This window comes from Marinomonas rhizomae (assembly GCF_003315485.1).
Classification (GTDB): Bacteria; Pseudomonadota; Gammaproteobacteria; order Pseudomonadales; family Marinomonadaceae; genus Marinomonas; species Marinomonas rhizomae.
The window spans coordinates 83,845-108,333 of record NZ_QNSE01000012.1 but is presented as its reverse complement, the minus strand read 5'-3'; the positions used below and the strand labels follow the sequence as shown (position 1 = coordinate 108,333).

General features: G+C 43.4%; 17 protein-coding genes. 7 read left to right on the top strand and 10 right to left on the bottom strand.

Annotation, left to right across the window (positions count from 1 at the left end):
- Nucleotides 1-7: 7 nt before the first annotated feature.
- From DFP80_RS16040 to epmA, 3 genes are read left to right on the top strand one after another with little or no spacing between them, the layout of a single operon-like run.
- Entirely contained in the window at nucleotides 8-919 is a 912-nt protein-coding gene (locus DFP80_RS16040; RefSeq protein WP_113917820.1) for an EamA family transporter, read from the top strand.
- Nucleotides 895-1,536 carry a LysE family translocator gene (locus DFP80_RS16035; protein WP_113917819.1) on the top strand — a complete coding sequence of 214 codons (642 nt, stop codon included), beginning with the start codon at nucleotides 895-897 and terminating at the stop codon, nucleotides 1,534-1,536. Before DFP80_RS16040 ends, DFP80_RS16035 begins: the two co-directional genes overlap by 25 nt.
- A 45-nt stretch (nucleotides 1,537-1,581) precedes the next feature.
- Nucleotides 1,582-2,559, top strand: a complete 978-nt coding sequence (gene epmA, locus DFP80_RS16030) for an EF-P lysine aminoacylase EpmA (protein ID WP_113917818.1) — start codon at nucleotides 1,582-1,584, stop codon at nucleotides 2,557-2,559.
- Between the two features lie 10 nt (nucleotides 2,560-2,569).
- On the opposite strand, the gene DFP80_RS16025 is transcribed toward epmA, so the two are convergent.
- Nucleotides 2,570-5,101, bottom strand: coding sequence for a bifunctional diguanylate cyclase/phosphodiesterase (locus tag DFP80_RS16025; protein ID WP_113917817.1), 2,532 nt, complete (start codon nucleotides 5,099-5,101; stop codon nucleotides 2,570-2,572).
- A gap of 207 nt (nucleotides 5,102-5,308) precedes the next feature.
- Here DFP80_RS16025 and DFP80_RS16020 point away from each other — a divergent pair, with 207 nt between their 5' ends.
- The 4 genes from DFP80_RS16020 to DFP80_RS16005 all read left to right on the top strand — a co-directional run bounded on the left by DFP80_RS16020 (nucleotide 5,309) and on the right by DFP80_RS16005 (nucleotide 10,709).
- Nucleotides 5,309-7,492, top strand: coding sequence for an ATP-binding protein (locus DFP80_RS16020; protein WP_241560285.1), 2,184 nt, complete (start codon nucleotides 5,309-5,311; stop codon nucleotides 7,490-7,492).
- A gap of 32 nt (nucleotides 7,493-7,524) precedes the next feature.
- The gene (locus tag DFP80_RS16015; protein ID WP_113917816.1) at nucleotides 7,525-8,883 is read left to right on the top strand and encodes a sigma-54-dependent transcriptional regulator; all 1,359 of its coding nucleotides are present in this window, start codon (nucleotides 7,525-7,527) and stop codon (nucleotides 8,881-8,883) included.
- 97 nt (nucleotides 8,884-8,980) lie between these two features.
- Nucleotides 8,981-9,739 carry a sulfite exporter TauE/SafE family protein gene (locus tag DFP80_RS16010; RefSeq protein ID WP_113917815.1) on the top strand — a complete coding sequence of 253 codons (759 nt, stop codon included), beginning with the start codon at nucleotides 8,981-8,983 and terminating at the stop codon, nucleotides 9,737-9,739.
- Nucleotides 9,740-9,959: 220 nt separating this feature from the next.
- Entirely contained in the window at nucleotides 9,960-10,709 is a 750-nt protein-coding gene (locus DFP80_RS16005) for a GGDEF domain-containing protein (RefSeq protein ID WP_113917814.1), read from the top strand.
- Nucleotides 10,710-10,749: 40 nt separating this feature from the next.
- On the opposite strand, the gene ggt is transcribed toward DFP80_RS16005, so the two are convergent.
- The 9 genes from ggt to prpB form a co-directional block, all read right to left on the bottom strand.
- The gene (gene ggt / locus DFP80_RS16000; RefSeq protein WP_206610604.1) at nucleotides 10,750-12,510 is read right to left on the bottom strand and encodes a gamma-glutamyltransferase; all 1,761 of its coding nucleotides are present in this window, start codon (nucleotides 12,508-12,510) and stop codon (nucleotides 10,750-10,752) included.
- Between the two features lie 216 nt (nucleotides 12,511-12,726).
- Entirely contained in the window at nucleotides 12,727-14,340 is a 1,614-nt protein-coding gene (locus DFP80_RS15995; protein ID WP_113917813.1) for a TRAP transporter large permease, read from the bottom strand.
- Between the two features lie 15 nt (nucleotides 14,341-14,355).
- A complete protein-coding gene (locus DFP80_RS15990; protein ID WP_113917812.1) occupies nucleotides 14,356-15,033 on the bottom strand; it encodes a TRAP transporter small permease in 678 nt (225 codons plus the stop codon).
- Nucleotides 15,034-15,198: 165 nt separating this feature from the next.
- Nucleotides 15,199-16,191: a TRAP transporter substrate-binding protein gene (locus DFP80_RS15985; protein ID WP_113917811.1), complete on the bottom strand. Its 993-nt coding sequence runs from the start codon at nucleotides 16,189-16,191 to the stop codon at nucleotides 15,199-15,201.
- 268 nt (nucleotides 16,192-16,459) lie between these two features.
- Entirely contained in the window at nucleotides 16,460-18,538 is a 2,079-nt protein-coding gene (locus DFP80_RS15980) for a tRNA(Met) cytidine acetyltransferase TmcA (RefSeq protein WP_113917810.1), read from the bottom strand.
- 70 nt (nucleotides 18,539-18,608) lie between these two features.
- Nucleotides 18,609-20,639 carry a methyl-accepting chemotaxis protein gene (locus DFP80_RS15975; RefSeq protein WP_113917809.1) on the bottom strand — a complete coding sequence of 677 codons (2,031 nt, stop codon included), beginning with the start codon at nucleotides 20,637-20,639 and terminating at the stop codon, nucleotides 18,609-18,611.
- 199 nt (nucleotides 20,640-20,838) lie between these two features.
- Complete coding sequence (gene prpD / locus DFP80_RS15970) at nucleotides 20,839-22,326, bottom strand: 2-methylcitrate dehydratase (protein ID WP_113917808.1); 1,488 nt, start codon at nucleotides 22,324-22,326, stop codon at nucleotides 20,839-20,841.
- Nucleotides 22,327-22,366: 40 nt separating this feature from the next.
- Nucleotides 22,367-23,506 carry a bifunctional 2-methylcitrate synthase/citrate synthase gene (gene prpC / locus DFP80_RS15965; RefSeq protein WP_113917807.1) on the bottom strand — a complete coding sequence of 380 codons (1,140 nt, stop codon included), beginning with the start codon at nucleotides 23,504-23,506 and terminating at the stop codon, nucleotides 22,367-22,369.
- Between the two features lie 93 nt (nucleotides 23,507-23,599).
- Nucleotides 23,600-24,478 (bottom strand): methylisocitrate lyase, encoded by an 879-nt coding sequence (prpB, locus tag DFP80_RS15960; RefSeq protein WP_113917806.1) that lies wholly within the window; start codon nucleotides 24,476-24,478, stop codon nucleotides 23,600-23,602.
- Nucleotides 24,479-24,489 lie beyond the last annotated feature (11 nt).

The window sequence follows — 24,489 nt, the reverse complement described above, 5'->3', positions numbered from 1 at the left end:
ACGAATAATGAAGCTGCGAGACTTTGGGTTGCTGTTTGCCTTGATGGCGTTATGGGGATTGAACTTTAGTGTGATCAAGCTTGGGGTGAACAATGTTCATCCTTTGATATTAACCGCGTTGCGTTTTAGCTTTGCGGTGTTTCCCTTGATCTTTTTTATTAAAAAACCAGATGTGCCGTGGCGTTATTTGATCGCTTATGGCTTGTCTTTTGGTGTCGGCGTTTGGGGATTAACGACCTTATCGATTGGCGCTGGTGTCTCTGCGGGAATGGCGTCTTTGTTGTTGGATATGAGTATTGTCAGTAGTTTGCTGGTGGGTTGGCTATGTTTAAACGAAACCATTACTCGCAATAAGTTGCTTGGCGCTGGATTGGCGTTACTTGGACTTGCTTTGATTATGTACTCCGAAGGTGGTTCGGTGACTGGCAAAGGTTTGGTGCTGGTATTAATGGCGTCAATGTTTTGGAGTATTAATGGCTTGATCGTAAAGCGGGCGAATACCAAAGCGATTTTTGCCTTTAATATCTGGGGAATCTTGTTTGCACCTTTGCCTTTGTTATTGCTTGCGGTTATTTTTGAAGGGACGCAAGTTGTCACTGAGTTGCCGAATCAATTTACCCAATGGACGCTGTTTTCCGCTTTGTTTCAAGCTTACCCGACGACATTATTGGGTTACTGGTTTTGGAATAAAATGATCATGAAATACTCAGTGTCGAGTGTCGCGCCGATGACGTTATTGGTGCCAGTATTTGGCATTCTGGGTGGTTATTGGTTTTACCATGAGCCAATAGAAACGAATCAGATAATCGCAGCTGTGCTGATTTTATTAGGTCTGTTTGTTGGGCAAATGACATTACCAAAATGGAGTTTTTTAAGAAGACTGAGAGGTGATTCATGCAAGAAATCCACTATGTCTTGATATTAATGGGGGCTTTTGTCGCTATGGCGAGTCCTGGGCCTGCGACATTGGCGATTGCATCGACGTCAATGAATCAGGGGCGAGTGCAAGGCTTGGCGTTAGCATCAGGCATACTTACAGGCTCGCTATTTTGGTCGTGTTCGGCCGCCTTTGGTTTAGGCGCTGTACTGTATGCGAATGTCTGGCTATTCGAGAGCTTACGTTATGTTGGTGCGGTCTATTTATTATTCTTAGCTTACAAATCTTGTCGTTCGGCAATGACGAATAAATCGGATACGAGCAAAATGTTGGCCACGCTAGAGACTAAAAAAACGTCTTTACACACTGCTTATTTTCGTGGTTTGGCTATCCACTTAACCAATCCTAAAGCGATTCTGTTTCTAGGGTCTTTATTTGCCATGGGGATGCCGAGTTCGGTTTCCACACAAGGTTTGTTGTCTGTGATTGTCCTATTAACGATTCAAAGTGCCTGCATAAATTTGGGCTACGCTGTGCTGTTTTCCAACCCACGGATTCGCCAAGGTTATTTTAAAATGAAACGCGGCTTTGATGCGGCTTTCACTCTGATGTTTGGCATCGCGGGCATTAAAATATTGTTGAGTAAAGTGAATATATAAGGCTGTATTTGTTATGATGCACTTTATTTTTCAGAGTGTTTTTCTATGTACGACGCTTCTTTGTGGCAACCCAGTGCTGATATGTCGATTTTGCAAAAGCGCGCTCAGTTACTGAAAGCTATTCGCGCTTTTTTCGATGCACGTGAGGTGATGGAGGTGGATACTCAATGCCTGTCTCTGGGCAGTATTACCGATCCACATATTGAAGTATTAACCTGCCAGACGCGTTCTCAAGGCGAAGACCTTACTTATTATCTTCAAACCTCCCCTGAATTCGCCATGAAGCGTCTATTATGTGCGGGTTCTGGTTCTATTTATCAATTGGGTAAAGTGTTCCGAGCCGAGGACATTGGCCGACGTCATAGTATCGAATTTACCATGTTGGAATGGTATCGAGTCGGTTTTGATCATTGGCAGTTAATGGATGAAATACAAAGTTTGTTATCGACACTTTTGAATGACGAGGTGCTGACTTGCGAACGACTCAGTTATCAAATGGCGTTTTTACGTCATACTGGACTTGATCCTTTCACTGCGACACTGTTCCAATTACAAGAGTGCGCCCATGCACACACTGAATACGGTTTACAAGAAGACGACCGTGACACCTTGCTTGAGTTACTTTTCTCGAGCGTGGTAGAACCTGCTATTGGTAAATACGTCCCTTGTTTTATTCATAGCTACCCAGCTTCTCAGGCCGCACTTGCTAAGACACATCTTGATGAAAAAGGTCAGTTAGTCGCGGCACGTTTTGAGCTTTATTGGCAGGGGATGGAACTGGCAAATGGCTACCATGAACTGACGGACGCCAAGGAGCAATCAAGACGATTTGCTGAAGATAAAAATACACGCAAGGCATTGCGCCTGGCGAATAGGCAATTCGATGAGCGACTCATTACCGCATTAGAAAGCGGTCTACCTGATTGTGCTGGCGTGGCGCTCGGTGTAGACCGTTTATTAATGTTATTGTGTCATAAACCCCATATTGCCGAGGTGTTGTCATTCGCTCACGCGAGAGCATAAGCGAAATTTTTTATAGGTTTGTTTTATTATCCTGTTGCCCAAGCCATTCTGACTCACTGATAGGCTCTGATAGATGATAACCCTGCAAATAGTCTATTTTTAGGTCTACTAACTGTTGTTGTACGGCGGCATTATGAACAAATTCCGCCTGAGTTTTTGTACCTAAAGAATGAGCAAGGCTGTTAACGTGTTTTACCAGTTTCTGGAGCTTCTCGTCTGTGTCTATGGTTTTTACGATACAACCATCTAATTTTAATATGTCTGGATTCAAAGCGATGAGTTTTTCTAAATTTGAGTAGCCAGCACCAAAGTCGTCAATGGCTAATAGCGCCCCAGCGGCTCTAAATTCATTAATAATAGGGCTGATCCATTCATAGTCTTGGATGGATTCTGATTCTGTGATCTCAAGTGTTAATCGGCCATTGACTTGATTACGTTTGAAGAATTCACGTAGCGCCTTTAATGTCGCATAGTGTTTAAAGTCTAAAACAGAAAGATTCAAGGCAACATGTACATTTGGATAGCGATTGAGGATATGCTCACATTTCAACAACATAACTTGAGTTATTTTGGCATAAAGCTGTGTTTGTTTAATTAAATCTAAAAACAACGCAGGGCTTACTATTTTGCCATCAATACGCGCTCTCAATAAGGCTTCAGCACCCACTTCTTCGCCTGTTTGGCTGTCATAGTAAGGTTGAAAGTAAGCCAATATGTCATCATTTTCTAGGGCTTTACGTATTTTTAGAATCCAATCTAGATTTTCTTCTGATGTGGCGTGATCTTGTAAATCACCATTCCAATAAATAGGCTGATTGTTTATCTGTGCAAATCGTCTTGCTTCACTGGCTTTGATTAAAAGATGAGCTTGCTCGCAGAGAGGTTGGCCTTGTTGATCAAAAACAGAAGCCATGCCAATAGATAAACTAAGAGTTAGTAAGTGCTCTATTTTGTTCGTGATTGAAAATTCTTGGTTTTCAATGTCTTCCGCTAAGTTACGAAATAATCGAACTATTTTGTTAGGTGCGATATGACTGTGAATAGAAACCGCAATTTCATTGGCTGATAAACGATAGCAAGTGAACTCAATGCCAACTGAATTGGTACTTAAGCGACGCTTTAAGTAATGCGCCAGCTGGGCAAACAAGTCGTCAGCTGCATTGTAACCATATTGCTGATTGATCAGACGAAAACTACGGATTCGAAGAACCGCAAGATGAAAAATATCCTGCTTATTGTTAAGTCGTCCAAGTAGCGAAAAACGATTCAGTAACCCTGTTTGTAAGTCATGCAACCAATCACCGCTTATTTGATCCTGTTTTTGTGCCGACAGGGTTGCGTACTCTTGTTCAAGATCTTGAAAAGCATTACTGATTAAATTGAACATGGGGGCTAAAGAGTCGCCTTCATCTGTAACCCGAATAGGTTCAACTTCTCGCTTAACTCCACAGTTAGACTCGTTTATTGCTAAGTAAGTTAACGCATGTTGCATGATTCTAGTGCCGAATTGCGTGGTAAAAAATTCTCCAAAACAATAAGTACCATGCAAGGGTATAACCTGATTAAGTAGGTTCAGTTTGTCAGTGGGTTGTTCATCGATAAAGTCTTCACGGCTAATGCAGCTAAAGACAAAAACACTGTCCGGCTGTTGCTCGTTGAGGTGTTGTATTTTGGGTGCAATGGCATGCAATGATTGAGCCGGGTGAAAATAGAGAAATCTCACTGATGCGCCTTCAGGAAGCGCTTCGCTCATGACTATGCCTCCGTCATTTGCCCAGTCTAAAGGCACGGCATTGATTTCAACGTTATTATGCATCGAGGTAAGTGCAAAGCGATTTGCCAATTCGAGGCTGATTTTTTCACCATTTGATAGGTAGCGCTGATAGACCTGTTGTGCGGGCAAATGATCAATTTGCTTGATGGTTTTGCCCTCGCTTGAGGTGATCAGCATATGTCGCCCAATCGCGATATTATCAACAAATACATCACGTTGTTGTGTTAAATATGGGCTTACAATGCCCACTGCAATAGACTGATTTTGGTACAGCTTATCTTGATACATTACCCAACTATTTTTATGATCAAATAGACCAGCTCTACCACCACTTATAGTGAGGTCGTTGTGTTGAGAAACATGAAAAAAGTCGTCTTGAATAGCCTCTTTTGAATCTACTAACACAATGTAACAATTGGCTTGGTTTTGTTCTGTTTGTGTTAAAAATGGTGCAAATAAATTTTGTCCAGATTGATCTGCACGCTCATCATCGTATGCCACGCTGTGGTGAACGAGATGACTTTTTTCAAAATAGGATAAAATAAGCGTCGCGCCATGGTTTTTTACCAGACCATTAGAGATATGCCTTTGGCTTGCCATACCAACTCGGCAAGCCGCAGGAAAGCGTTTTGACAGGTAAATTGCCCACGGTTTGGCTTCTTTTATGGCCAATGTTCCGTATAGTTGGACTAAATCCGGTGCGTCAATACCCTCCAGCTTCTGAGTTAGGTCGTCAATTGATTGGCAATGAAAGCTAATGGAGTGCATTTTTATCCTGTCGATGGAGATTTAATAAATGTATTTTTATTTAAGAGTATTAGAACGTGCCTGAAATAGAATACGAATACAATGTAAAAAATGTATCTAAACCCTACCGTATAGAGAGTTAAGTTTTTGAGTGAGAGTAAGCGCTTTAGTATAGGATCATTTTATTTAAACCGTCTTAAAAAACATTTTTTTTGGCTGTATTTTATTGTGTTTCTCATCACTTTATTGATGACATGGAAGGGGGGCGAAGCGCTAAAAAATCAGCAAATTAAGACGTTACGAATTGACTCTTTTGAGCAGCTTAATCAGCTTGCGAGTGTGCTTGAAAGTGCTATTGCTAAATATCAACACATGCCGACTCTATTGGCGTCTAATGATAGAGTCAAAAAAGCTCTTCGTGATGGTTTTGATTCAGATATTAACCAATTGAATCAGGAGCTTGAACAGATAAACCGAATTACAGAGGCGTCAGATAGTTATATTCTTAATACGGAAGGTTTAACGATTGCTGCCTCTAACTACCGTGAAAATACCAGCTTTGTCGGCCGCAATTTCGCTTTTCGTCCCTATTTTCAAGATGCTATTCAGGGCAAGCCTGGTCGCTATTACGCTTTGGGAACGACCTCTAATCGTCGAGGTTATTACTTTTCTTATCCTGTTTACGAAGGTGATTCGATTATTGGTATTGCTGTCGTAAAGGTAGACTTGACCCAATTTGAGAAACGTTTTGCCAATCAGCACTATGAGTTTTTACTGCTGGATCCTGATGGCATTGTATTTAGTAGTTCTCGGCCAAATTGGTTGTATCGCATTTTTGGTGAATTAACCCATGCCGAGCTACAGCGTATCGCTGATTCACAGCGCTACTATGGTAAGTCGATTGAAAAATTAGCGATTGTGTATCAAAAGCCGTTTGATGAAAAATCTCAAATTGTAGATGTGCTCGAAAACACTCTGTTGAATGATGATGTCGAAATAGAGCGGCTGTCTTTTTTGAAAATGAGTCGCCCCATTCGTTTGCTAGATTTTAAAATATCTATTCTTGCACCACTCAAAACCATTAATGAAGAAATTGCGCTATGGCGAGCAATTTTTGCTGGTGGGGTGACGATCACAGCTTTGTTGTTTGGCCTTGCTATGTTGCGCTCGAGAATGTTGCGAGAGCGATCAGATGCCAACGAAATGACCCGTCATAATCAAGCTTACATTCGTGAAGTTATCCAAAATACACAAGCTGGTTTAGTGACGCTGGATGAAAACCATAAAATCGAGTCGTTTAATCCTGCCGTTGAAAAATTGCTGGGCCAACCGTTAGCGCCTTTAGTCGGACAACCATTGAATGCATTATTTCTAGCAGATGAGTCGGATGCGCCAGCTCAGGATGATTTTTTGGAAGCTGCAAATGATTTAGGGGTTAAAGTGTTAACCAGAGAAGGGCGGTTATGTTATTCCGACCAAACGGTTCCGGTTGAAATGACCTTATGTAAGATGCAGTTACCGAATCGCCTAAGTTACTTGGTGACCTTTCATGACATGACGGAGCGCAAGCGTTACGAGCAGGAAATCACACAGGCACGTATCGAACTAGAAGAGCGGGTGAGAGAGCGAACCTTTGAATTACAGGGTGCCAATACTCGTCTGCGTCATGAAATCGAAGAGCATAAAGGTACACAGCGAGAACTAATACAAACGGCAAAACTAGCCGTGTTAGGTCAGTTAACCGCAGGCCTAAACCATGAATTAAATCAGCCTTTGACCGCTATTCGAGCTTTCGCAGGGAATGGTTTGAAGTTTCTAGATCGAGGCCAGTACGAACAAGCCCATACAAACTTGCAACATATTAGTCAGTTAGGCCATCACATGGGTGATATTATTGCTCGCTTTAAAGTATTTGCGCGTAAAGGTGATGTGCATCATGGGCCGATTGCTGTCCAAACCGCTATTATGGGAGCATTGAAAATCATGAGTCCACGCTATAAAGAAGTGGGGATAGAATTAGTGGTGACGGAAGATCAAGGTTTTATCGTAAACGGTGATATGGTCTTTTTAGAGCAAGTGTTGGTTAATTTGCTAGCGAATGCCGCCGATGCAATTTTAGAATCCCCCGATAACACTCGACGCGTCAGTATTGAGCAAACTTCGACAGAAAACCAAGTCGTTCTTTGTATCCAAGATTCAGGTAATGGCTTAAGTGAAGAAGCCATTCGACACCTTTTTGAACCCTTCTTTACTTCAAAATCCTTAGGGTTGGGCTTGGGTCTAGGTTTGTCGATTAGTCAGCGTATTGTTGAGGCAATGGGCGGGCAAATTAGTGCAAAAAATCAAGACTCTGGCGGTGCCGAATTTTGTGTTAGGCTACCTCGTTTTAACCACCTGATTCCCCCGTCTTAATCTCTTTCTAGAGATCCTAAAGAGGAAAATTAATGCCAGACAGCAAGCAAGTAATATTGATTGACGACGAGCAAGCGGTTCGCATGGCCATTTCTCAGACATTACAGCTTGAAGCTTTTGTGGTTGAAGAGTTTGCATCGGTGCAAGGCGTGATTGAAAAATTGTCATTAGATTGGTCTGGTGTGATTGTTAGTGACATCAATTTGCCTGGTAAAAGTGGCTTAGAACTGTTTGAAGAAGTTAAAAAGATCGATGCGGAAATCCCTTTTATTCTCATAACGGGTCATGGTGACATAAGCATGGCGGTAAGCGCGATTCGTGATGGTGCTTACGACTTTATTGAAAAACCTTTTTCTAATGAAGACTTTCTTGAAGTGGTTCGCCGAGCATCGGAAAAGCGTCAACTGACGTTAGAGAATCGTAATTTACGCTTGGAGTTAGCAGCACAAAATGCTCCCGGCCCGCGAATCATTGGTAATACGCCGGGAATTCATCGTTTACGCCAGGCTCTGTTGCATGTTGCTGATACGGGCGCGGATATCCTTATTCAAGGAGAAACCGGTACAGGTAAAGAGCTCGTAGCGCGTTATATTCATGAGCACAGCTCTCGTCGTAATCACGCATTTGTGGCGATTAACTGCGGCGCAGTGCCTGATTCGATTATGGAATCTGAGCTATTTGGTCATGAAAAAGGGGCTTTCACCGACGCTAAGACACAACGTATCGGTAAGCTTGAACATGCCAATGGCGGAACCTTGTTTCTTGATGAAATTGAAAGCATGCCGATGTCGATGCAGATTCGCTTGCTGCGAGTATTGGAAGAGCGCCGTTTAGAGCGTTTGGGGTCAAATAAGGCGATTGATTTAGATTTGCGTATTCTTGCCGCGACCAAAGTAGATCTGAAACAACTAAGCGAAGGTGGCACATTTCGCGAAGATTTATATTATCGACTTAATGTTGTACGAGTGGATATTCCACCATTACGGGAACGAAAAGACGATATTTCTTTGTTGTGGCAGCATTTTTGTTTGGTGGCCATAGCCCAATATAAACGTGAATCTGAGCCACTTTCGGCTGCACGAATGCACAGTTTGTTGAGCTATGATTGGCCGGGGAATGTTCGTGAATTACGTAATCTTGCTGAGCGCTACGTGCTAATGGGGGAAGCGGGCTCGTTTGAATTTGATCAGATTATCATCAATGAAAACAACCCTGGTGTAATGACACTCCCTGAGCAGTTAGAGCGCTTTGAAAAAACCTTGCTAGAGCAAGAGTTGCTGCGCCAAAAAGGTTCTATCAAAGATACCATGGATGCGCTTGGGCTACCGCGCAAAACTCTCTATGACAAAATGCGCAAATACGATTTAGACAAAGATATTTATAAGCAATAATTTTCTCTATAACGAACAAGAATGGGCACGCTGAGATTTTTGTGGCCCATTTTGCTATTCTGGCGACTTTATTATTTTTGATCTCCTTGTCGATTGTATGAGCCTTTCAGTTTTGTTTTTTGACCAAGTTTCCTTGGATGTGTTTATTTTACTGGTTGCTATGGCTGGGCTGACTTCTTTTTTTACCGCAAGCTTTGGGGCTGGTGGTGGGGTTATGTTACTTGCTGTGATGGCACAAATATTACCCCCACAGTTGATTATTCCATTACATGGTGTGGCGCAGCTTGGATCGAATGCTGGGCGCGCTGTGATGAGTTGGCGACATATTGACTGGAAGTTGATTGGTGCATTTTTACCTGGTGCGATTTTCGGGGCCTTTATAGGAAGCTTTGTTTTAGTCTCTTTGCCGCCAGTTATTATGTATTTAACGATTGCGGTGTTTATTCTTTACTTATGTTGGGGCCCCAAATTACCCAAAATGGTATTGGGGGCATGGGGAACGGTCATTGCTGGTGCTGTGACAACTTTAATCACGCTTTTTGCAGGCGCGACTGGGCCTTTAGTTGCTGCCTTCGTAAAACAGATTTATACAGATCGCTTCCGCACCCTTGCTACTTTCGCCACGGCGATGTCGTTACAGCATATTTTGAAAATTGGAGTGTTTAAAGTTGCAGGTTTTTCGCTTGCTGCTTGGTTGCCTTTATTAGCTTGTATGGTAATTAGTGGTGCAATTGGGACTTGGATAGGTCTAAGATTATTGAAGCGGATACCAGATAAACGCTTCCATCAAATATTTAATATAGTATTGACTCTAATGGCGCTACGTTTGATTTGGCAGTCTTGGGTATTGTTGTAGTATGCCATAATATTATTTTTAGGCACATCGAGTGTTTGATCTGGTAACAACGAAAGCTATCGATAAAATGGAACCTTGTATGTCGTGAGAGAATGTTATTGGCAGGAAAAGGTTTAGTTGAACTAAATGGTTATATTGCTATATCTTTAAGTGTGAATTATCTAATTGTTTTGTAATCCCTTTTTTACCTCTTGGAGGCTAAGTGACGCCGCTAGTGAGAATGAGTCTCCGAAAATTAGGTCGAGTTGGTTTAGTTTTTTTATTGACTATTTTATCAACCATATTCGCCATAATCCTCAATTTTTCGATAGTCGATTGGTTAGACTTCGCTTATCTTCCAGAGCAAGATATTGTTGTGATTTGCATTATCACGATGTTAGTTACCCCTTTACTATCTTGGTATTTGGTTGGACTTTTTTTTAAAATTGATCAAATGGAAGTGCAAATGGCAAGGCTAGCCACTATGGATAGCATGACCAACACATATAATCGCGGCTATTTTTATGAAAATAGTAAACACTACTTATCTACATTATTAGCACTAAAACAACCAAATCAGTCTTCGCTTTTAGTGTTAGATTTAGATGATTTAAAGCGCATAAATGATCAATTTGGCCATGCTGGCGGTGATCAAGTGCTTATAGCGTTCAGTAAAATAGTGCTAAATGTCGTTCAAGAACCGAACTTCGTCGGCCGCTTAGGTGGTGATGAGTTTGTGGTATTTTTAAAAGAGTCTAGTTTGGACGACGCTCAAGCCTTGGCAACAGAAATTGTGGATAGAGTGCGGTCAATAAAAGTTGAATCCGATGGGCATTCTATTTCGTTCTCTGTCAGTGTCGGTTTATCTTCTTTTACTGGCTATGACACATCAGACCTTGATAAAGCGATTAAATCAGCTGATTCCGCCCTTTACGATGTGAAGCGTTCAGGGCGAAATGGGTATGCTGTGTATTATGCAAATCAAAAGTAACGTCGTACATATTCCGTTTTAGTGTGTTATTGCCTCACAATTAATCCCCCAATACTAAACCTTCTCGTCTTGGGTCCGCGCCGCCAAGTAAGTTGTCTTCTTCGATAACAATCCCTTGTACGCCAGAGTTCAAATCTCTCACGGATACCTTATACCCCATGTCAGTTAGTGTCTTCTCATAGGTTTCTGCTTCTGTGCCTTTTTCAATATCGTAAGTACCGAAGCGGTTGAGCATATTTGGCAACGTGATGGCTTCCTGAATGTCCATTCCCCATTCGAGATGAGCGATCAAGGTTTTTGCTACATAGCCAATAATACGCGAACCACCTGGCGAGCCGACAACCAAATAAGGTTTGTTGTCCTTCATTACTATGGTTGGGGACATAGAGGAGCGAGGGCGCTTGCCGGGCTCTAAGCGGTTGGCAATCGGGAAGCCATCTTGGTGAGATTTAAAAGAAAAGTCCGTTAGTTCATTGTTGAGTAAAAAGCCATTGCTCATCAGGCTGGAGCCAAAGCCATTCTCGATTGTAGTAGTAACAGAAACGGCATTACCGTCTTTATCAACGATAGATATGTGGCTAGTGGAGGGCAGTTCGATGGCAATATCGTCGGCTTGTTTGATGGGATGACGCCATTCTGGTTCACCAGCTTCAACGCTTTCTAGCGCTTTGCCTTTGGTGATTAGCTTTGCGCGTTCTGCTAAATATGATTTGTCTAATAAGCCTTGTGGCATGGGGACAAAATCAGTATCAGCCATATAGCGGCCTCGATCAGCAAAGGCAAGACGAGAAGCGTCACCAATAATTTGCCATGCCTCTGGAGAGTTTGCACCTAAGGTTGCTAAATCAAAGTGTTCGGTAATACCAAGAATCTGCCCAACAGTTAAGGCGCCTGAGCTTGGTGGTCCCATACCACAGATATCGTACTCTTTGTAAGGTAAGCACACAGGAGCTCGCTCTTTTACTCGGTAGCTGAGAAAGTCTTGTTCAGATAAAACGCCGGGGTTATCAATTGTTCCGCGTACCTGAGAAACAATTTTTTTGGCGATTTGTCCTGTGTAAAATTCGTCTGCCCCGTAAGTCGCTAAAAAACGTAAGGTTTCATAATACTGAGTATTTTGTAAGCGGCTACCAGCTTCCAGCGGTGTACCATCAATATTAAAGAAGTAGGCTTTGGTTTCTGGGTAACGAGACAACCGCTCTGCGCTGCCTTTGACTGCATCAGCCAAACGAGGCGAAACAATAAAACCTTCTTGTGCAAGCTGGGTGGCTGGTGCTAATAGGTCCTTCCACGGCATGGTGCCATAACGTTTGTGCAGCTCGCCCATTAATTTGACGGTGCCTGGCGTGCCAACAGAGCGGCCACCAACCACGGCATCATAGAAAGCAAGCGGTTTGCCATTCTTATCTTGAAAAAGCTCTGACGTGGCTTCTTGTGGGGCTGTCTCTCGGCCATCAAAAGTAGTGAGTTTTTGATTGACGGCATCGTAATACACAGCGAAAGCACCACCGCCTAATCCAGAGGATTGAGGCTCGACTAAGCCGAGTACCATTTGTACTGCCACCAAGGCATCAATAGCAGAGCCGCCCGCCTTTAGAACATCGTAACCGGCTTTACTGGCCTCTGGATTGGCGGTAGCGACCATAAATTTTTGGGCGTGAGCTAAACTCTTTTTCTCTAGGCCACTGGCGGCTTCTGGGGAGACAGTATCTGCTGCTTGCCCAGCAGCGAGAGTGAACTGACTGATCGTAAGTAAAGGAAGAAAACTCAAGGCTCGAAACCAGCGCTTTTTTAACATCATGAAAAATCCTTATTGATGAGTGAAATGGCTTGTTTCCATCAAAACAAAAATATTTAGCAGAGTGAAGTCGTAAAACACTGAAGAACGGCTATTTAAGTGAAAAGAAATTGAAAACGTCAGCTATGATGACAACATGAAAATATAGAAGCGGATTATAAGCAAAAAAAACGCCCCGAGGGGCGCTAAACTGTATGACTTTTTGTCGAGGAGAAATCCTTATTGAACGATTTCTGGTCCCATAATGCTGTACGGTAATGCCGTAGACAAGGCTGGAATGTAAGTCACCATTACCAAGAACACCATCAATACAAGAACGAAAGGCATCGCGGCTTTTACCACACGCGCCAAGCTCATTCCGGTAATTCCCGACGTTACGAATAGATTCAAACCGATTGGCGGTGTGATCATGCCTATTTCCATGTTTACCACCATGATGATACCCAAGTGAATTGGGTCAACACCTAACTCCATCGCAATTGGGAATACCACAGGCGCAACAATAACTAATAGACCAGAAGGCTCCATGAATTGGCCGCCAATTAGTAACAATATGTTCACAGCAACAAGGAAGGTGAACCAGTTAAAGCCAACTCCTAGCATCCATTCAGTGATCATTTGTGGAATACGTTCTGCAGAAAGCGTATGAGCAAACAGCAGAGCGTTAGCGATGATAAACATCAACATGATGGTTGTTTTGGTGCCTTCTAGCATGACTTTACGAGACTCTTCGCCGAACAAAGACGGGAAGAAACCACGCAACATCATCGACAAGTTGCGGCCCCAAATAGGTAGACCTGCGGCCAAACATACACCGATAGATTCTTCTAGTTTACTTGCGCGCTTATAGACGTAGAAGATGGCTAGAGCAACCGACATGATCGCGCCCCAAATAGCACGGTCTCCGCCAGTAATGGTTTCGCTGTCTGCCCAAATAAAGAAAGACATAATTTCCCATACTAGGAAGAATGAAACACCGTAAACCATTCCGTTGAAACCGACACGAGCATGCGGTGCATCGCCATCGATTGTCCATGTTTGACCTTTTAAAGGCCCCATATCGCGGTAAACAAACAGTGCGATGAACATAGAGTAAACAGCGGCAACCACAGCGGCTTCTGTTGGTGTAAATACACCACCGTAAATACCACCCATGATGATCACGACAAGAAACAAGCCCCACCCCGCTTCTTTGCCGCCACGAATCAGGTTGCCAAAGCCTTTCCATTCTTCAGCAGGTAGTTTCTTGATACGAGCAACCACGTAGATCGCTAGCATCAGCATACCACCTGCCATCAAGCCTGGAATAACCCCGGCCAAGAACATACGGCCAACCGAAACATCAACAGACGCGGCGTAAACAACCATTACGATAGAAGGTGGAATCAAGATGCCCAATGTGCCAGCGTTAGCGATGATGCCGGCGGCAAACTCTTTTGAGTAACCTACTTGCGTCATACCAGCAATAGCAATCGTACCTATGGCCACAACTGTTGCTGGAGAGGAGCCGGATAAGGCTGCGAACATCATGCATGCCAAAACAGACGCCATAGCTAAACCGCCTCGGAAGTGACCTACACTGGCAATCGCAAAGTTAATGAGGCGTTTCGCTACACCACCAGTCGACATGTAAGACGAGGCTATGATGAAAAATGGGATGGCCAGCAAGGTATAGTGTTGACCAGCGCCAAACAAGGAAATGGCAACAGACGACAAAGAGTCGTGTGAGAAAAAAGTAATAAACAAGATGGACGATAAGCCCAACGAGATACCAACCGGCAAGCCAATAAACAGCAGGATTAGTACCAAGGAAAATAGAATAATGGATTCCACGATTAAGCTCCTGCGCTAGTCTTTCAAGATGTTTTTGTTTTCTTCAACCAATTCTTGTGCTTCATGACCACTTATCAACATGCCACGTTTGCCACGTGCGATGTCAATGAAGGCTTGCAAAGAACGGTAAGAAAGTAGAGCCAAACTAATTGGCAGAATAACAAGAACAATCCAACGGTGAACTCGAGGACGCAAACCAAACATTTCTTGTACGAACTCTGGGTAGCGAAGTTCATTGGAACCTATGCCAATTTTGAACATTTTTAACCAGTATTCAATAGCACCGCCACGGACATCTATACCAAGCATCGCCAGCCAAGTGGAGTCGAGTAAGATAAGACCATATAGCATAGCGGCTGCCGCGCCGAACAAAGACAAACCTTTGGCAATGCGTTTAGGCACCGCGTTCAAGACAATGTCAACACCAAGGTGAAGACCTGTTTTGATGCCGTAGCTCATACCTAATAAGATTAACCAAGAAAAGGCGACAGTATTGAACTCTAGAGCCGCATCCCAACCGGTATTAAACCCATAACGAGCAATAACCTGCCCGAACGATACCGCCATGATGGAAGAGATAACGATAATTAGCAGGTTTTCTTCTGCTCGCTCCATGACTTTGGGGAAACGTCTTTCTAGTAGCCAAAGAATAATAATAAAAACAAGTAAATAAAGATGCGGCCAATGTGCCATGGGGTCTCCTTAACGAAGTGGACCAGAACAAATTAAAGTGCAGCGTAGCGGAGTGTCTTGTCGGTTCTAGGATCAATTGCGGATGTGATTGCAGATCAAGAAAGAACAGGATAAAACCACAAGAGCTGACCTGGTAAGGTCAGCTCACTGCGGGATAGCAATCGATTACGCGCCAGCAGCCGCGTTAATCAAATCTTTACCGATGTAACTTTCGAACTGAGTCCAAACGGGAGCCATCGTATCCACCCATTCTTGACGCTGTGCTGGTGTCAAAGAATTGATCTTGCCGCCAGCTTTCAAGATGTTGGCACGGTTTGCAGCTTCAGCGGCTTTTACATTCAAGTTTGCTTCTTGTGTTACATCATCTGCAATTTGAATGAATTGAGCGCGATCTGCTGCAGGAAGGCTTGCTAGGAATTCGGAAGACGTCATAAACAAGTAAGCCAACAATTGGTGGTTGGTTTCTGTCACGCTGTCTTGAACTTCGTAGAATTTTTTCGTGTAGATGTTAGACCACGTGTTTTCTTGACCGTCTACTACACCAGTTTGCAATGCACCGTACACTTCAGAGAATGCCATTGCTTGTGGTGATGCACCCATTGCCGCAATCATTTGTTTAGCTACGTCAGAGGTTTGTACGCGGAATTTTAAGCCTTCAGCATCGCTAGGAGAGATAAGTGCTTTGTTGGCAGAGAAGTATTTCATGCCAGACATCCAGTAACCTAAACCAACAAAACCTGCATAATCATCCATTTCTGTTAAAAGCTTTTTGCCTTCAGGTGTTTTTGTGAAGCGGATAGCGTGGTCCATATCTTTGAAGATGAAGGGCAGATCAAATACACCGTATTTATCAGTGTAAGAGCCGAACTTAGACAGTGATGGTGCAAGTAGTTGAACATCACCTAAAAGAAGGGCTTCAAGTTCTTTAGAATCACCAAATAATGTAGAGTTAGGGAAAACTTCAACACACAATTTGCCGTTCATTTCTGTGTTCACACGGTCTGCAAAACTATTCGCAGCAACTACTTTAGGGTGAGTTGTACCACCAGTAACATGGCTGAATTTTACTACGCGCTCACCTGAATCACAGTTGGCAATCGCTGTGCCAGCAGAAAGAGCAAGAGCTAAAGACGTTAGAGCAAGACTGATTTTTTTCATTTTTATAAAACTCCAAAAACTGAATTATTATTGTGTACCGGTTTTTTAGCCTGCTTTATTCTGATCTTTGTGTCAGAAGCAGCCAAAGCAAAACAGGTGATGCTAGTCATACTGTTTACACAATCTGTGCCAACTCTTTATGTTTCTTTTAACTTTTTGATTTTTATAGTAAATTTAATCATTCTTGGGGTTTGATGTTTTATGAAGGAAACCTTATAGGGGGGGATTACACACATTGATAAGATAGTAATGGGTGGTTTTCCGCCTATTATTTAAGGATTTGCATAAGCAGATGTTTGAAGGCTTGATGCATCGATTTCTTACCAAATAGTTGCGCTTTTTGACGGGTCTGTTCGGTATTACGGCCTAAAGCGGCTTCTATTAATAGTTGATGGGTTGGATCTTTGGGCGTTAAGCGTCCTGTTAAGGCAAGGTGCAGTGTTGCCTTGAGAAAAATTGGACGGATACTGTCAAAATGACGGTGGTAATCTACAAAGAGTGCAATATCTTGTAAGTCCTGTTGGGTCAAGGTAGCCAGAGCAGGGAGTTCATCTTGATGATATTTTTGGCTTATAATAATCAGGATTAAGTTTGAAGATAAGTCGGAATATTGCAGTAATAGATTCAGTAAAAACTGTTCAATAAAACGGTTCTGCCACTCGTTAGCTAACAAGGTTGCATGTTGAGTCATTGGTTTTACCATCATTAAAGAGTAGCTTCCACTTGCTTGGTCTTTATTCGTTCCTAACCTAACTGGTAAGTAACCGTTTTTTAACCAAAAAGACACGACGTCTGGCGTAGCCGCAAAACTTGCGCATAAAAAGTCGCAACGATCATTGGCTAGGCTTTCTATCTGCGTTAGTAATTGGCTTGCCAATCCTTGGTTTTGTTGACTTTGCTCGGTTGCGATACGGCTAATGCGCCAGTAGCAGTACTGTCCCGCATTTTTTACCCCTTCGTGAGCAAGCAGAGATTGTGGGATTAAATGGCCTCTTGGACGACGCTTTCCTTGCATTACTTCTTGGCTGAGCGTGCTTGGCAGGTTACCTTCTTCGGTAATAATCGCAACGCTAAGAGCTTGCCCTTCAGATAGAAGAATGTGTGTCGAAACCGAGGGATCATCTAATATCCAGCGTAAATTGTCTGCTGATGTTTGATAGTGCGCACGTACTAATAATTGAAAGGTGTAGGCGAGTAAACCTGTGTTTTCTAACCAATCTTTCCCCGTGAATTGTTTAAATTCAACCGTCGCTTTATCATTATTCTGATCAGTAGTTGTTGCGATATTTCTATCGTCTGCATCGGTTAAAAAGAAATTGCTATTGATCCAATTTTCGAGTGGGTCATTTCCCCCCCATCGAATAGGTTGGCTCAAAGTTAATGGTTGTAATGCGAATGCATGAGTGGTTTTTTGTGACGCTAAATGACGACAAAAACGAATACCAAAGCCTTTTCCGGCACCTTCATAGCCATAGTCTGTAGTACTAAAAAGACAGTGCTCAGCTTTCTCATTTAACATCATGAGTAAGGGGAGAGGAATCATGGATGCTTCATCCACAAAGAGAAAGTCCCAGTGGGTCGAATCGCTTATCAGAGCATCAGGGGCGAAAAACGGTAGAGTTGTTTTGTCTTGATCGAGAAGGTGCTTGAAGCGAGATTTCAAACTAACAATCGCATCTTGATTAGGGGCGGTAATCGCAACTCGTTTACCCGCTTTGAGTAGCTTCGCCAAGCTGTCGCCTAATAAAGTGGATTTGCCTCGTCCTCTTGGTGCAATCAATACGTAGGATTTAGCGAGTTGTTCTAATAAACAGGATTGGGCATCGGCTTGTTCTTTAGTCAGCGACGGATTTGACTCTATTGGTTTTAGTTTAGGCAGTGCCTGTATGTCACTAGATAGTACAAGTTGAAAAGGAGAGTCATTGTCCTGTAATTTATTGAGTAGGTAATGTTTAAAGTGAGATGTCACTTGCGCAGGCTCATAAGGCCAAGGTAAATAGCGAGGTAAATCCTGATCTACAAAAGACAACCAATCGCCTTTGGGTAAGGCAATTGCAAATACACCGTTACCACGTACTGTCCCAGCTAAAATTGCCAGTGCGCTGGCTGAAACGCCGTGAGTTAGGTCTACTAAGACCGCATCGTGAGTGCTTCCAAGTTCCTGACGAACCTGCTTATAAGTGCGAGTTGTAAATTTGTTCAGATTCAGTTGATTGTATTGAGCCACGTCATGGGCGCAAATTAGTGGTTTTGAGAGATGTTTGCACAGACTCAAAAAATCGGACAGAACGTCATTGGTTGAGCCAGTTAATAAAAAGCAATGGCGATGGTTGTCTGATGAGTGCATAAAAACTCCTTATGGTCACGCTATCATACTGTGACCATAAGGTAGTGCCAATGTTAAGCGAACTTGTTGTCTATTTTAAAGTGAAAATAGACAAGTCTTTTTGCAACTTAGATGTCAATTCTCGAATATGTTCACTGTGTTCTTCAGACGTGCCAGCCAATTTCAGTGTACCTTCAGCCGAACGTTGTAACTCTTCTGAATTTTGGCGGATTTGGGTTGAAGCAACACTTTGTTCTTCCGTTGCCGAGGCCACATTATTAATTCCCATTTCGACATTTTGAATCGACAGATAGATTTTATTGAGCAGTGCATTGGCATGGTTTGCTTGTTGCACACTATTATCTACTTGGTTGCGTCCTTGCTCCATATCGCTCACCGCTGAGCGGCTATTGTTTTGCAATATCTCGACGACGTTACGAATTTCTTCTGTGGATTGTTGCGTTCGTTGTGCTAGTACACGCACTTCGTCAGCGACGACCGCAAAGCCTCGACCTTGTTCGCCAGCTCGAGCGGCTTCAATTGCGGCGTTTAATGCTAATAGGTTTGTTTGCTCGGCAATATTATTAATAACGGTGACAACATCACCAATGTTTTCCGAGCTGCTTTCTACTTCTTTGATGGTATCAGAAGCTTGGCTGAAGGCAGAAGACAGGGCACTGACGGTCGTCTCTATGCTTTTAACTGCGCTGTTGCCTTCCTCTGTCAGTTTTCTGACTTCAATGGATTCTTCCGATACTTGGTTCGAGCTCTGTGCGACTTCTTGAATAGACGTGGCAATTTGAGTAATAGCAGAGCCAACCTGAGTACTGGCATCCTGACTTTCATAGGCGCTTTCCCGTAAATTACGGTTGGCTGATGAAATACCCCCCGTAGATTTTAATAGTTCATTGCTGGACGTCATGATGTTGTTAACCAGCGTTATCAAACTGTCACGCATAATAATGGTGTCATTTTGAAGTAAAGCCATTTCATTGCGAGTGTCGCTATCTTGTTTGCTTGCAAAGCGGAAAGCGAGATTCCCGTTCCCTAAAGAATGCAGTGCTGTAGAGATTTCTTTTAAAGGAAAAAGTGCACGACGAATAAATAACCACAGAATTAAGCTGAGTAATACTGCAGCGACAATAGAAATTGCAGCGATTAAATATAAGATGACATTAATTTCTTCTTGATATTCGTCGTTATACGATTTCAATGTCACGACCCAATTCCAACCCTTTACATGTTGGTAAATCGCTTTGGAAGAGCGTGATTTTTCGCCCTTACCTGCGATTTTAAGAGAGTACGAGATAATGCCGCTGTCGTCTTTGTACATGTCTTTGAAGGTGTTTTTCAACTCTGGAAAAAGCGTATATAAGTTCTTTCCAGGCAAACTTGGGTGAATAAGTAGTTTGCCTTCATTTTCGCCTGTATCCGAGACATAAATGTAACCACTCTTCCCAAACGTCATGGCGTTAATAGAGTCAGCAGAAGATTTTAAAATAGTGTCGTAAGGAATCAATAGTTCTATTAACAAGTTAGGCTGACCTGAGATGCGGGCGTAATGTCCCACATATTGCTCATTTTGTATTTTGACGTGTCCAGTAAGGTCAGTTCCATTTTGCAGTGATTTTGTGGCAATGGCGTTATTTTGTAGACTGCCGTTTATTTCCATGCCACTAGCATTTTTCAGCGTAGTGCTGATTCGAGTCATGCCTTTTGGGGTTTTCATTAGCAAGCTAACTTCTAAGTCGGAAGCGGTTGCAAAATCGGTTAGATATTGTGAATGACCATTTAGGATGGTGTCATTCAAACGTACCGTTGGAAGGCGTTGATTGCCTGATTGAGAGAGAAGAGTGGTGTCAATATCGACAAACTTAAGCTGTTGGCTCAATACACCACCATAACCTTCTGCTACTTTTAATAATAGTTGGTACTTATTTTCTAGTTGCTCCGCAACCAATGCGGCTTCTTTTTTCTGATGACTAGTGACAATCTCATTAATCTCGTAACTGAAGAGTTTTCCAATAACAAACACTAAAAGTGTAAACACAAGTAAAACAGAGAAAAGTGTCCCTATACCCAATTGCGTTGGGAGAGAGGCTTTTTTTAAGAAAGAAATCATTATACAGATTATCCTTACAGGGGGTTGTTTTTGTGAGAGTCATTCTCATTACCGCAAACGATACACTTTAATTTAAAGGCTTACAATTTCTTTACGGGCGGCAGATCTTGAAATTTTAAAACCTATCTGTCAAAAGGTTTTCAAAAAAAAGCACCCATTATATTGGATGCTTTTCAAATGGACTAAAAAAGGGAGGGAGTTAGGCGATAACAAATAAATCCATAAAGCGATTTACTGGTGTGCTTTCAAGGGCTTTTTGATTCTTGCAAAGAACAAAAATACTTTGGCATTGGTGGTTTGGAAAACGTGTTGCTAGGTTGTTTTTAAATTTTTGCTCTAATAATGGAATGCCTTCTTCTCGACGACGACGGTGCCCTACAGGATATTCTACGACTACTTCTTCGGTGCTGCTGCCGTCTTTAAAAAACACTTGAATCGCATTGGCAATAGAGCGCTTATCTGACTCTAAATATTCGGCAGTGAAGCGTTTGTCTTCAACGATTTCCATTTTGTTGCGCAGCTCATCAATGATTGGGTTAGCCGCATGAAAATCATCTTCATAATGTTCGGCTATCAAATTACCAAACGCTAATGGTACGGCGGCCATGTATTGCAAGCAATGGTCGCGGTCGGCAGCATTCGCTAATGGGCCGGATTTGGAAATAATACGAATAGCCGATTCATGAGTACGAATGACGATCTTGTCTATTTCTGCTAAACGGTTTTTCACTAATGGGTGCAAAGTAACCGCCGCTTCCGCTGCGGTTTGCGCGTGGAATTCTGCTGGGAACGAAATCTTGAACAAGACGTTTTCCATTACGTAAGTACCGTAATCTTGCGAGAAGGAAAACTGACGTTGAGTGTCTGGCTTGATGGCTTGGTCTTTGTTGGTCTTCGAGAAAGAGACATCATAAAAGCCCCATTGATCTGCGGTTAGCACACCGGGAATGCCCATTTCTCCTCGCATTGACATGTCCGCCAAGCGAACTGCGCGAGAAGTCGCATCGCCTGCTGCCCAAGACTTGCGAGAGCCTGCGTTTGGCGCATGACGATAAGTACGCAGAGCGGAGCCATCGACCCAAGCCTGAGAAATCGCCGCCATGATTTGCTCTCTATCGCCGCCCATCATTTTGGTTACGACTGCAACAGAGGCAACACGCACCAATAATACATGACATAAACCTACTCGGTTGAACGAGTTTTCTAGGGCGATAACGCCTTGGATTTCGTGCGCCATCACCATGGATTCTAACACTTCGCGCATGGTCATCGGGCTTTCGCCGTTCGATAGTCTGACTTGTGACAGGTGATCGGCTACCGCCAGAATGCCACCTAAGTTATCGGAAGGATGGCCCCATTCTGCCGCCAACCAAGTGTCGTTATAATCCAACCAGCGAATGATACAACCAATGTCCCATGCGGCTTTGACTGGGTCGAGAGATAAAGACGTACCCGGAACGCGAGCGCCATTTGGTACAACAGTACCTTGTACAATTGGGCCAAGGTGTTTGGTACATTCAGGAAAGCGTAGAGCAAGCAAGCCACAGCCGAGCGTATCCATTAAACAGTTGCGCGCTGTGTCGAGGGCCTCTTGGCTTTCAACTTTAAAGTTCAGTACATAATCCGCGATGTCTTGAATGACTTGGTCATAATCCGGGCGGTTGTTTAAATCTACGTTAGCACTCATTTCTTTTCCTTAATCGTTAAGTTTTAATGCTGATGTTGGCTCAATGACGGTCGTCAATATCCATCCATTCAGAATGATCTGGTCCAATATAATCGGCGCTTGGTCGAATAATGCGGTTGTTAGCTCGTTGTTCCATGATATGAGCTGCCCAGCCAGTAACGCGTGAGCAAACGAAAATCGGTGTAAATAATTTGGTTGGAATGCCCATAAAGCGATAAGCACTAGCGTGGAAAAAATCCGCGTTGCAGAAGAGTTTTTTCTCCCGCCACATCACAGCTTCACAACGCTCTGAGACGGCATATAAGTGATCGTCGCCGACATCTTCACTGAGTCTTTTTGCCCACTTTTTGATGATGTCATTGCGTGGATCTCGTTCACTGTAAATTGCGTGACCAAAGCCCATGACTTTTTCTTTATTAGCGAGTTTTTGCATCAAGGCGGCTTCGGCTTCGTCAGGAGTCTTCCACGGCTCTATCATGTCCATGGCCGCTTCATTTGCGCCGCCATGAAGTGGGCCGCGTAAGCTGCCAATGCCGCCAGTGATGCAGGAATGCATATCAGACAAGGTAGAGGCGCAAACACGAGCGGTGAAAGTCGAGGCGTTGAATTCGTGCTCAGCATACAAGATTAAAGACGCGTTCATCACTTGTGTATGAAGAGCGCTTGGTTCTTTGTCATGCAGCATGGTGAGAAAGTGACCAGCCAAAGAAGGTACATTGGCATTATGTGTATTAACACGTACGCCATCATGGGTGAAACGATACCAATAAACGACCATTGCTGGCAGCGTCGCAACCAATCGATCCGCGGTATGTAAGGCTAGCGATGGTTTCTTTTCAAAAGCGAGTTCTGGCTCAAGGTTACCTAAAAAAGAGCAACCGGTACGCATCACATCCATTGGATGGGCACTTTCCGGGATAAGTTCTAAGACGGCTTTTAGCTCTTCAGGCAAGCTGCGCAAACTCATTAGCCTTTGTTCGTAGTCATGCAGCTGAGTGCGGTTAGGTAATTTGCCGTACAGCAGAAGATAAGCGACTTCTTCAAAGCTTGCTTTGTCCGCTAAAACATCAATGTCGTAGCCGCGATAGGTTAATCCGGAGGCCGCTTTGCCAACGGTACAAAGTGCGGTTTCGCCTGCGCTTTGGCCGCGTAAGCCTGCGCCAGAAAGTACTTTAGCCATTTTCCTACCTCATATTTTTATTTGTTTAGAGATTAGTTGAAAATATGTAAACGCTTTATCAGTTGTTATCTTAGTTTTTTATTTTTTAGGCTCTTATTTTTTAGAGAAGAGCGCGTCTAATTTGTCTTCGTATTCATGGTAGTTGAGAAACTCGTAAAGCTCGTTACGGGTTTGCATACTGTCGACGACATTGCGCTGGTGGCCGTCGTTTAATAAATGCTGATACACGTTTAGAGCGGCTTTGTTCATGGCACGGAATGCACTCAGTGGGTAGAGCACCAAATCGACACCCGCGCTGGCCAATTCTGCTTTGCTGAACAGCGGTGTTGCGCCAAATTCGGTAATGTTAGCTAATACGGGAACCTTCACAGCCGCGACAAATTCTTTGTATTGCTCCAAGGTGATCATGGCTTCTGGGAAGATCATATCGGCGCCGGCATCAACACAAGCAATCGCTCGTTCGATAGCGGGTTCCATGCCTTCTACAGCTAAGGCATCGGTGCGTGCCATGATGACAAAATTATCGTCAACACGAGCGTCAACACAGGCCTTCACGCGGTCGACCATTTCATCTTGGCTAACAATGGCTTTATTCGGGCGATGGCCGCAGCGCTTTTGCTGCACCTGGTCTTCAATATGAACTGCCGCAGCGCCGGCTTTTTCCATCTGTTGAATGGTTCTGGTGATATTAAATGCGCCACCAAAGCCAGTATCAATATCGACTAATAATGGCAAGTCAGATGCACAAGTAATACGTCTGACGTCTTCTAACACGTCGTGTAAGTCTGTCATGCCAAGATCAGGTAAACCATAGGACGCATTAGCAACGCCGCCGCCAGATAAGTAAATGGCATGATGACCAGTTTGTTCTGCCATCATGGCGCAGTACGCGTTCACGGCGCCGACAACTTGTAAGGGCGACTGGGTTGCGACGGCTTCTCTAAAACGGGCGCCTGCTGAAAGTATTGTCATTATTTTCCTCT

Bases quoted from the DNA above. Each gene is read 5' to 3' on its own strand.
- DFP80_RS16040 (WP_113917820.1), top strand. From the start codon at position 8: ATGAAGCTGCGAGACTTTGGGTTGCTGTTTGCCTTGATGGCGTTATGG.
- DFP80_RS16035 (WP_113917819.1), top strand. From the start codon at position 895: ATGCAAGAAATCCACTATGTCTTGATATTAATGGGGGCTTTTGTCGCT.
- epmA (WP_113917818.1), top strand. From the start codon at position 1,582: ATGTACGACGCTTCTTTGTGGCAACCCAGTGCTGATATGTCGATTTTG.
- DFP80_RS16025 (WP_113917817.1), bottom strand. From the start codon at position 5,101: ATGCACTCCATTAGCTTTCATTGCCAATCAATTGACGACCTAACTCAG.
- DFP80_RS16015 (WP_113917816.1), top strand. From the start codon at position 7,525: ATGCCAGACAGCAAGCAAGTAATATTGATTGACGACGAGCAAGCGGTT.
- DFP80_RS16010 (WP_113917815.1), top strand. From the start codon at position 8,981: ATGAGCCTTTCAGTTTTGTTTTTTGACCAAGTTTCCTTGGATGTGTTT.
- DFP80_RS16005 (WP_113917814.1), top strand. From the start codon at position 9,960: ATGAGTCTCCGAAAATTAGGTCGAGTTGGTTTAGTTTTTTTATTGACT.
- ggt (WP_206610604.1), bottom strand. From the start codon at position 12,510: ATGATGTTAAAAAAGCGCTGGTTTCGAGCCTTGAGTTTTCTTCCTTTA.
- DFP80_RS15990 (WP_113917812.1), bottom strand. From the start codon at position 15,033: ATGGCACATTGGCCGCATCTTTATTTACTTGTTTTTATTATTATTCTT.
- DFP80_RS15985 (WP_113917811.1), bottom strand. From the start codon at position 16,191: ATGAAAAAAATCAGTCTTGCTCTAACGTCTTTAGCTCTTGCTCTTTCT.
- DFP80_RS15980 (WP_113917810.1), bottom strand. From the start codon at position 18,538: ATGCACTCATCAGACAACCATCGCCATTGCTTTTTATTAACTGGCTCA.
- DFP80_RS15975 (WP_113917809.1), bottom strand. From the start codon at position 20,639: ATGATTTCTTTCTTAAAAAAAGCCTCTCTCCCAACGCAATTGGGTATA.
- prpD (WP_113917808.1), bottom strand. From the start codon at position 22,326: ATGAGTGCTAACGTAGATTTAAACAACCGCCCGGATTATGACCAAGTC.
- prpC (WP_113917807.1), bottom strand. From the start codon at position 23,506: ATGGCTAAAGTACTTTCTGGCGCAGGCTTACGCGGCCAAAGCGCAGGC.
- prpB (WP_113917806.1), bottom strand. From the start codon at position 24,478: ATGACAATACTTTCAGCAGGCGCCCGTTTTAGAGAAGCCGTCGCAACC.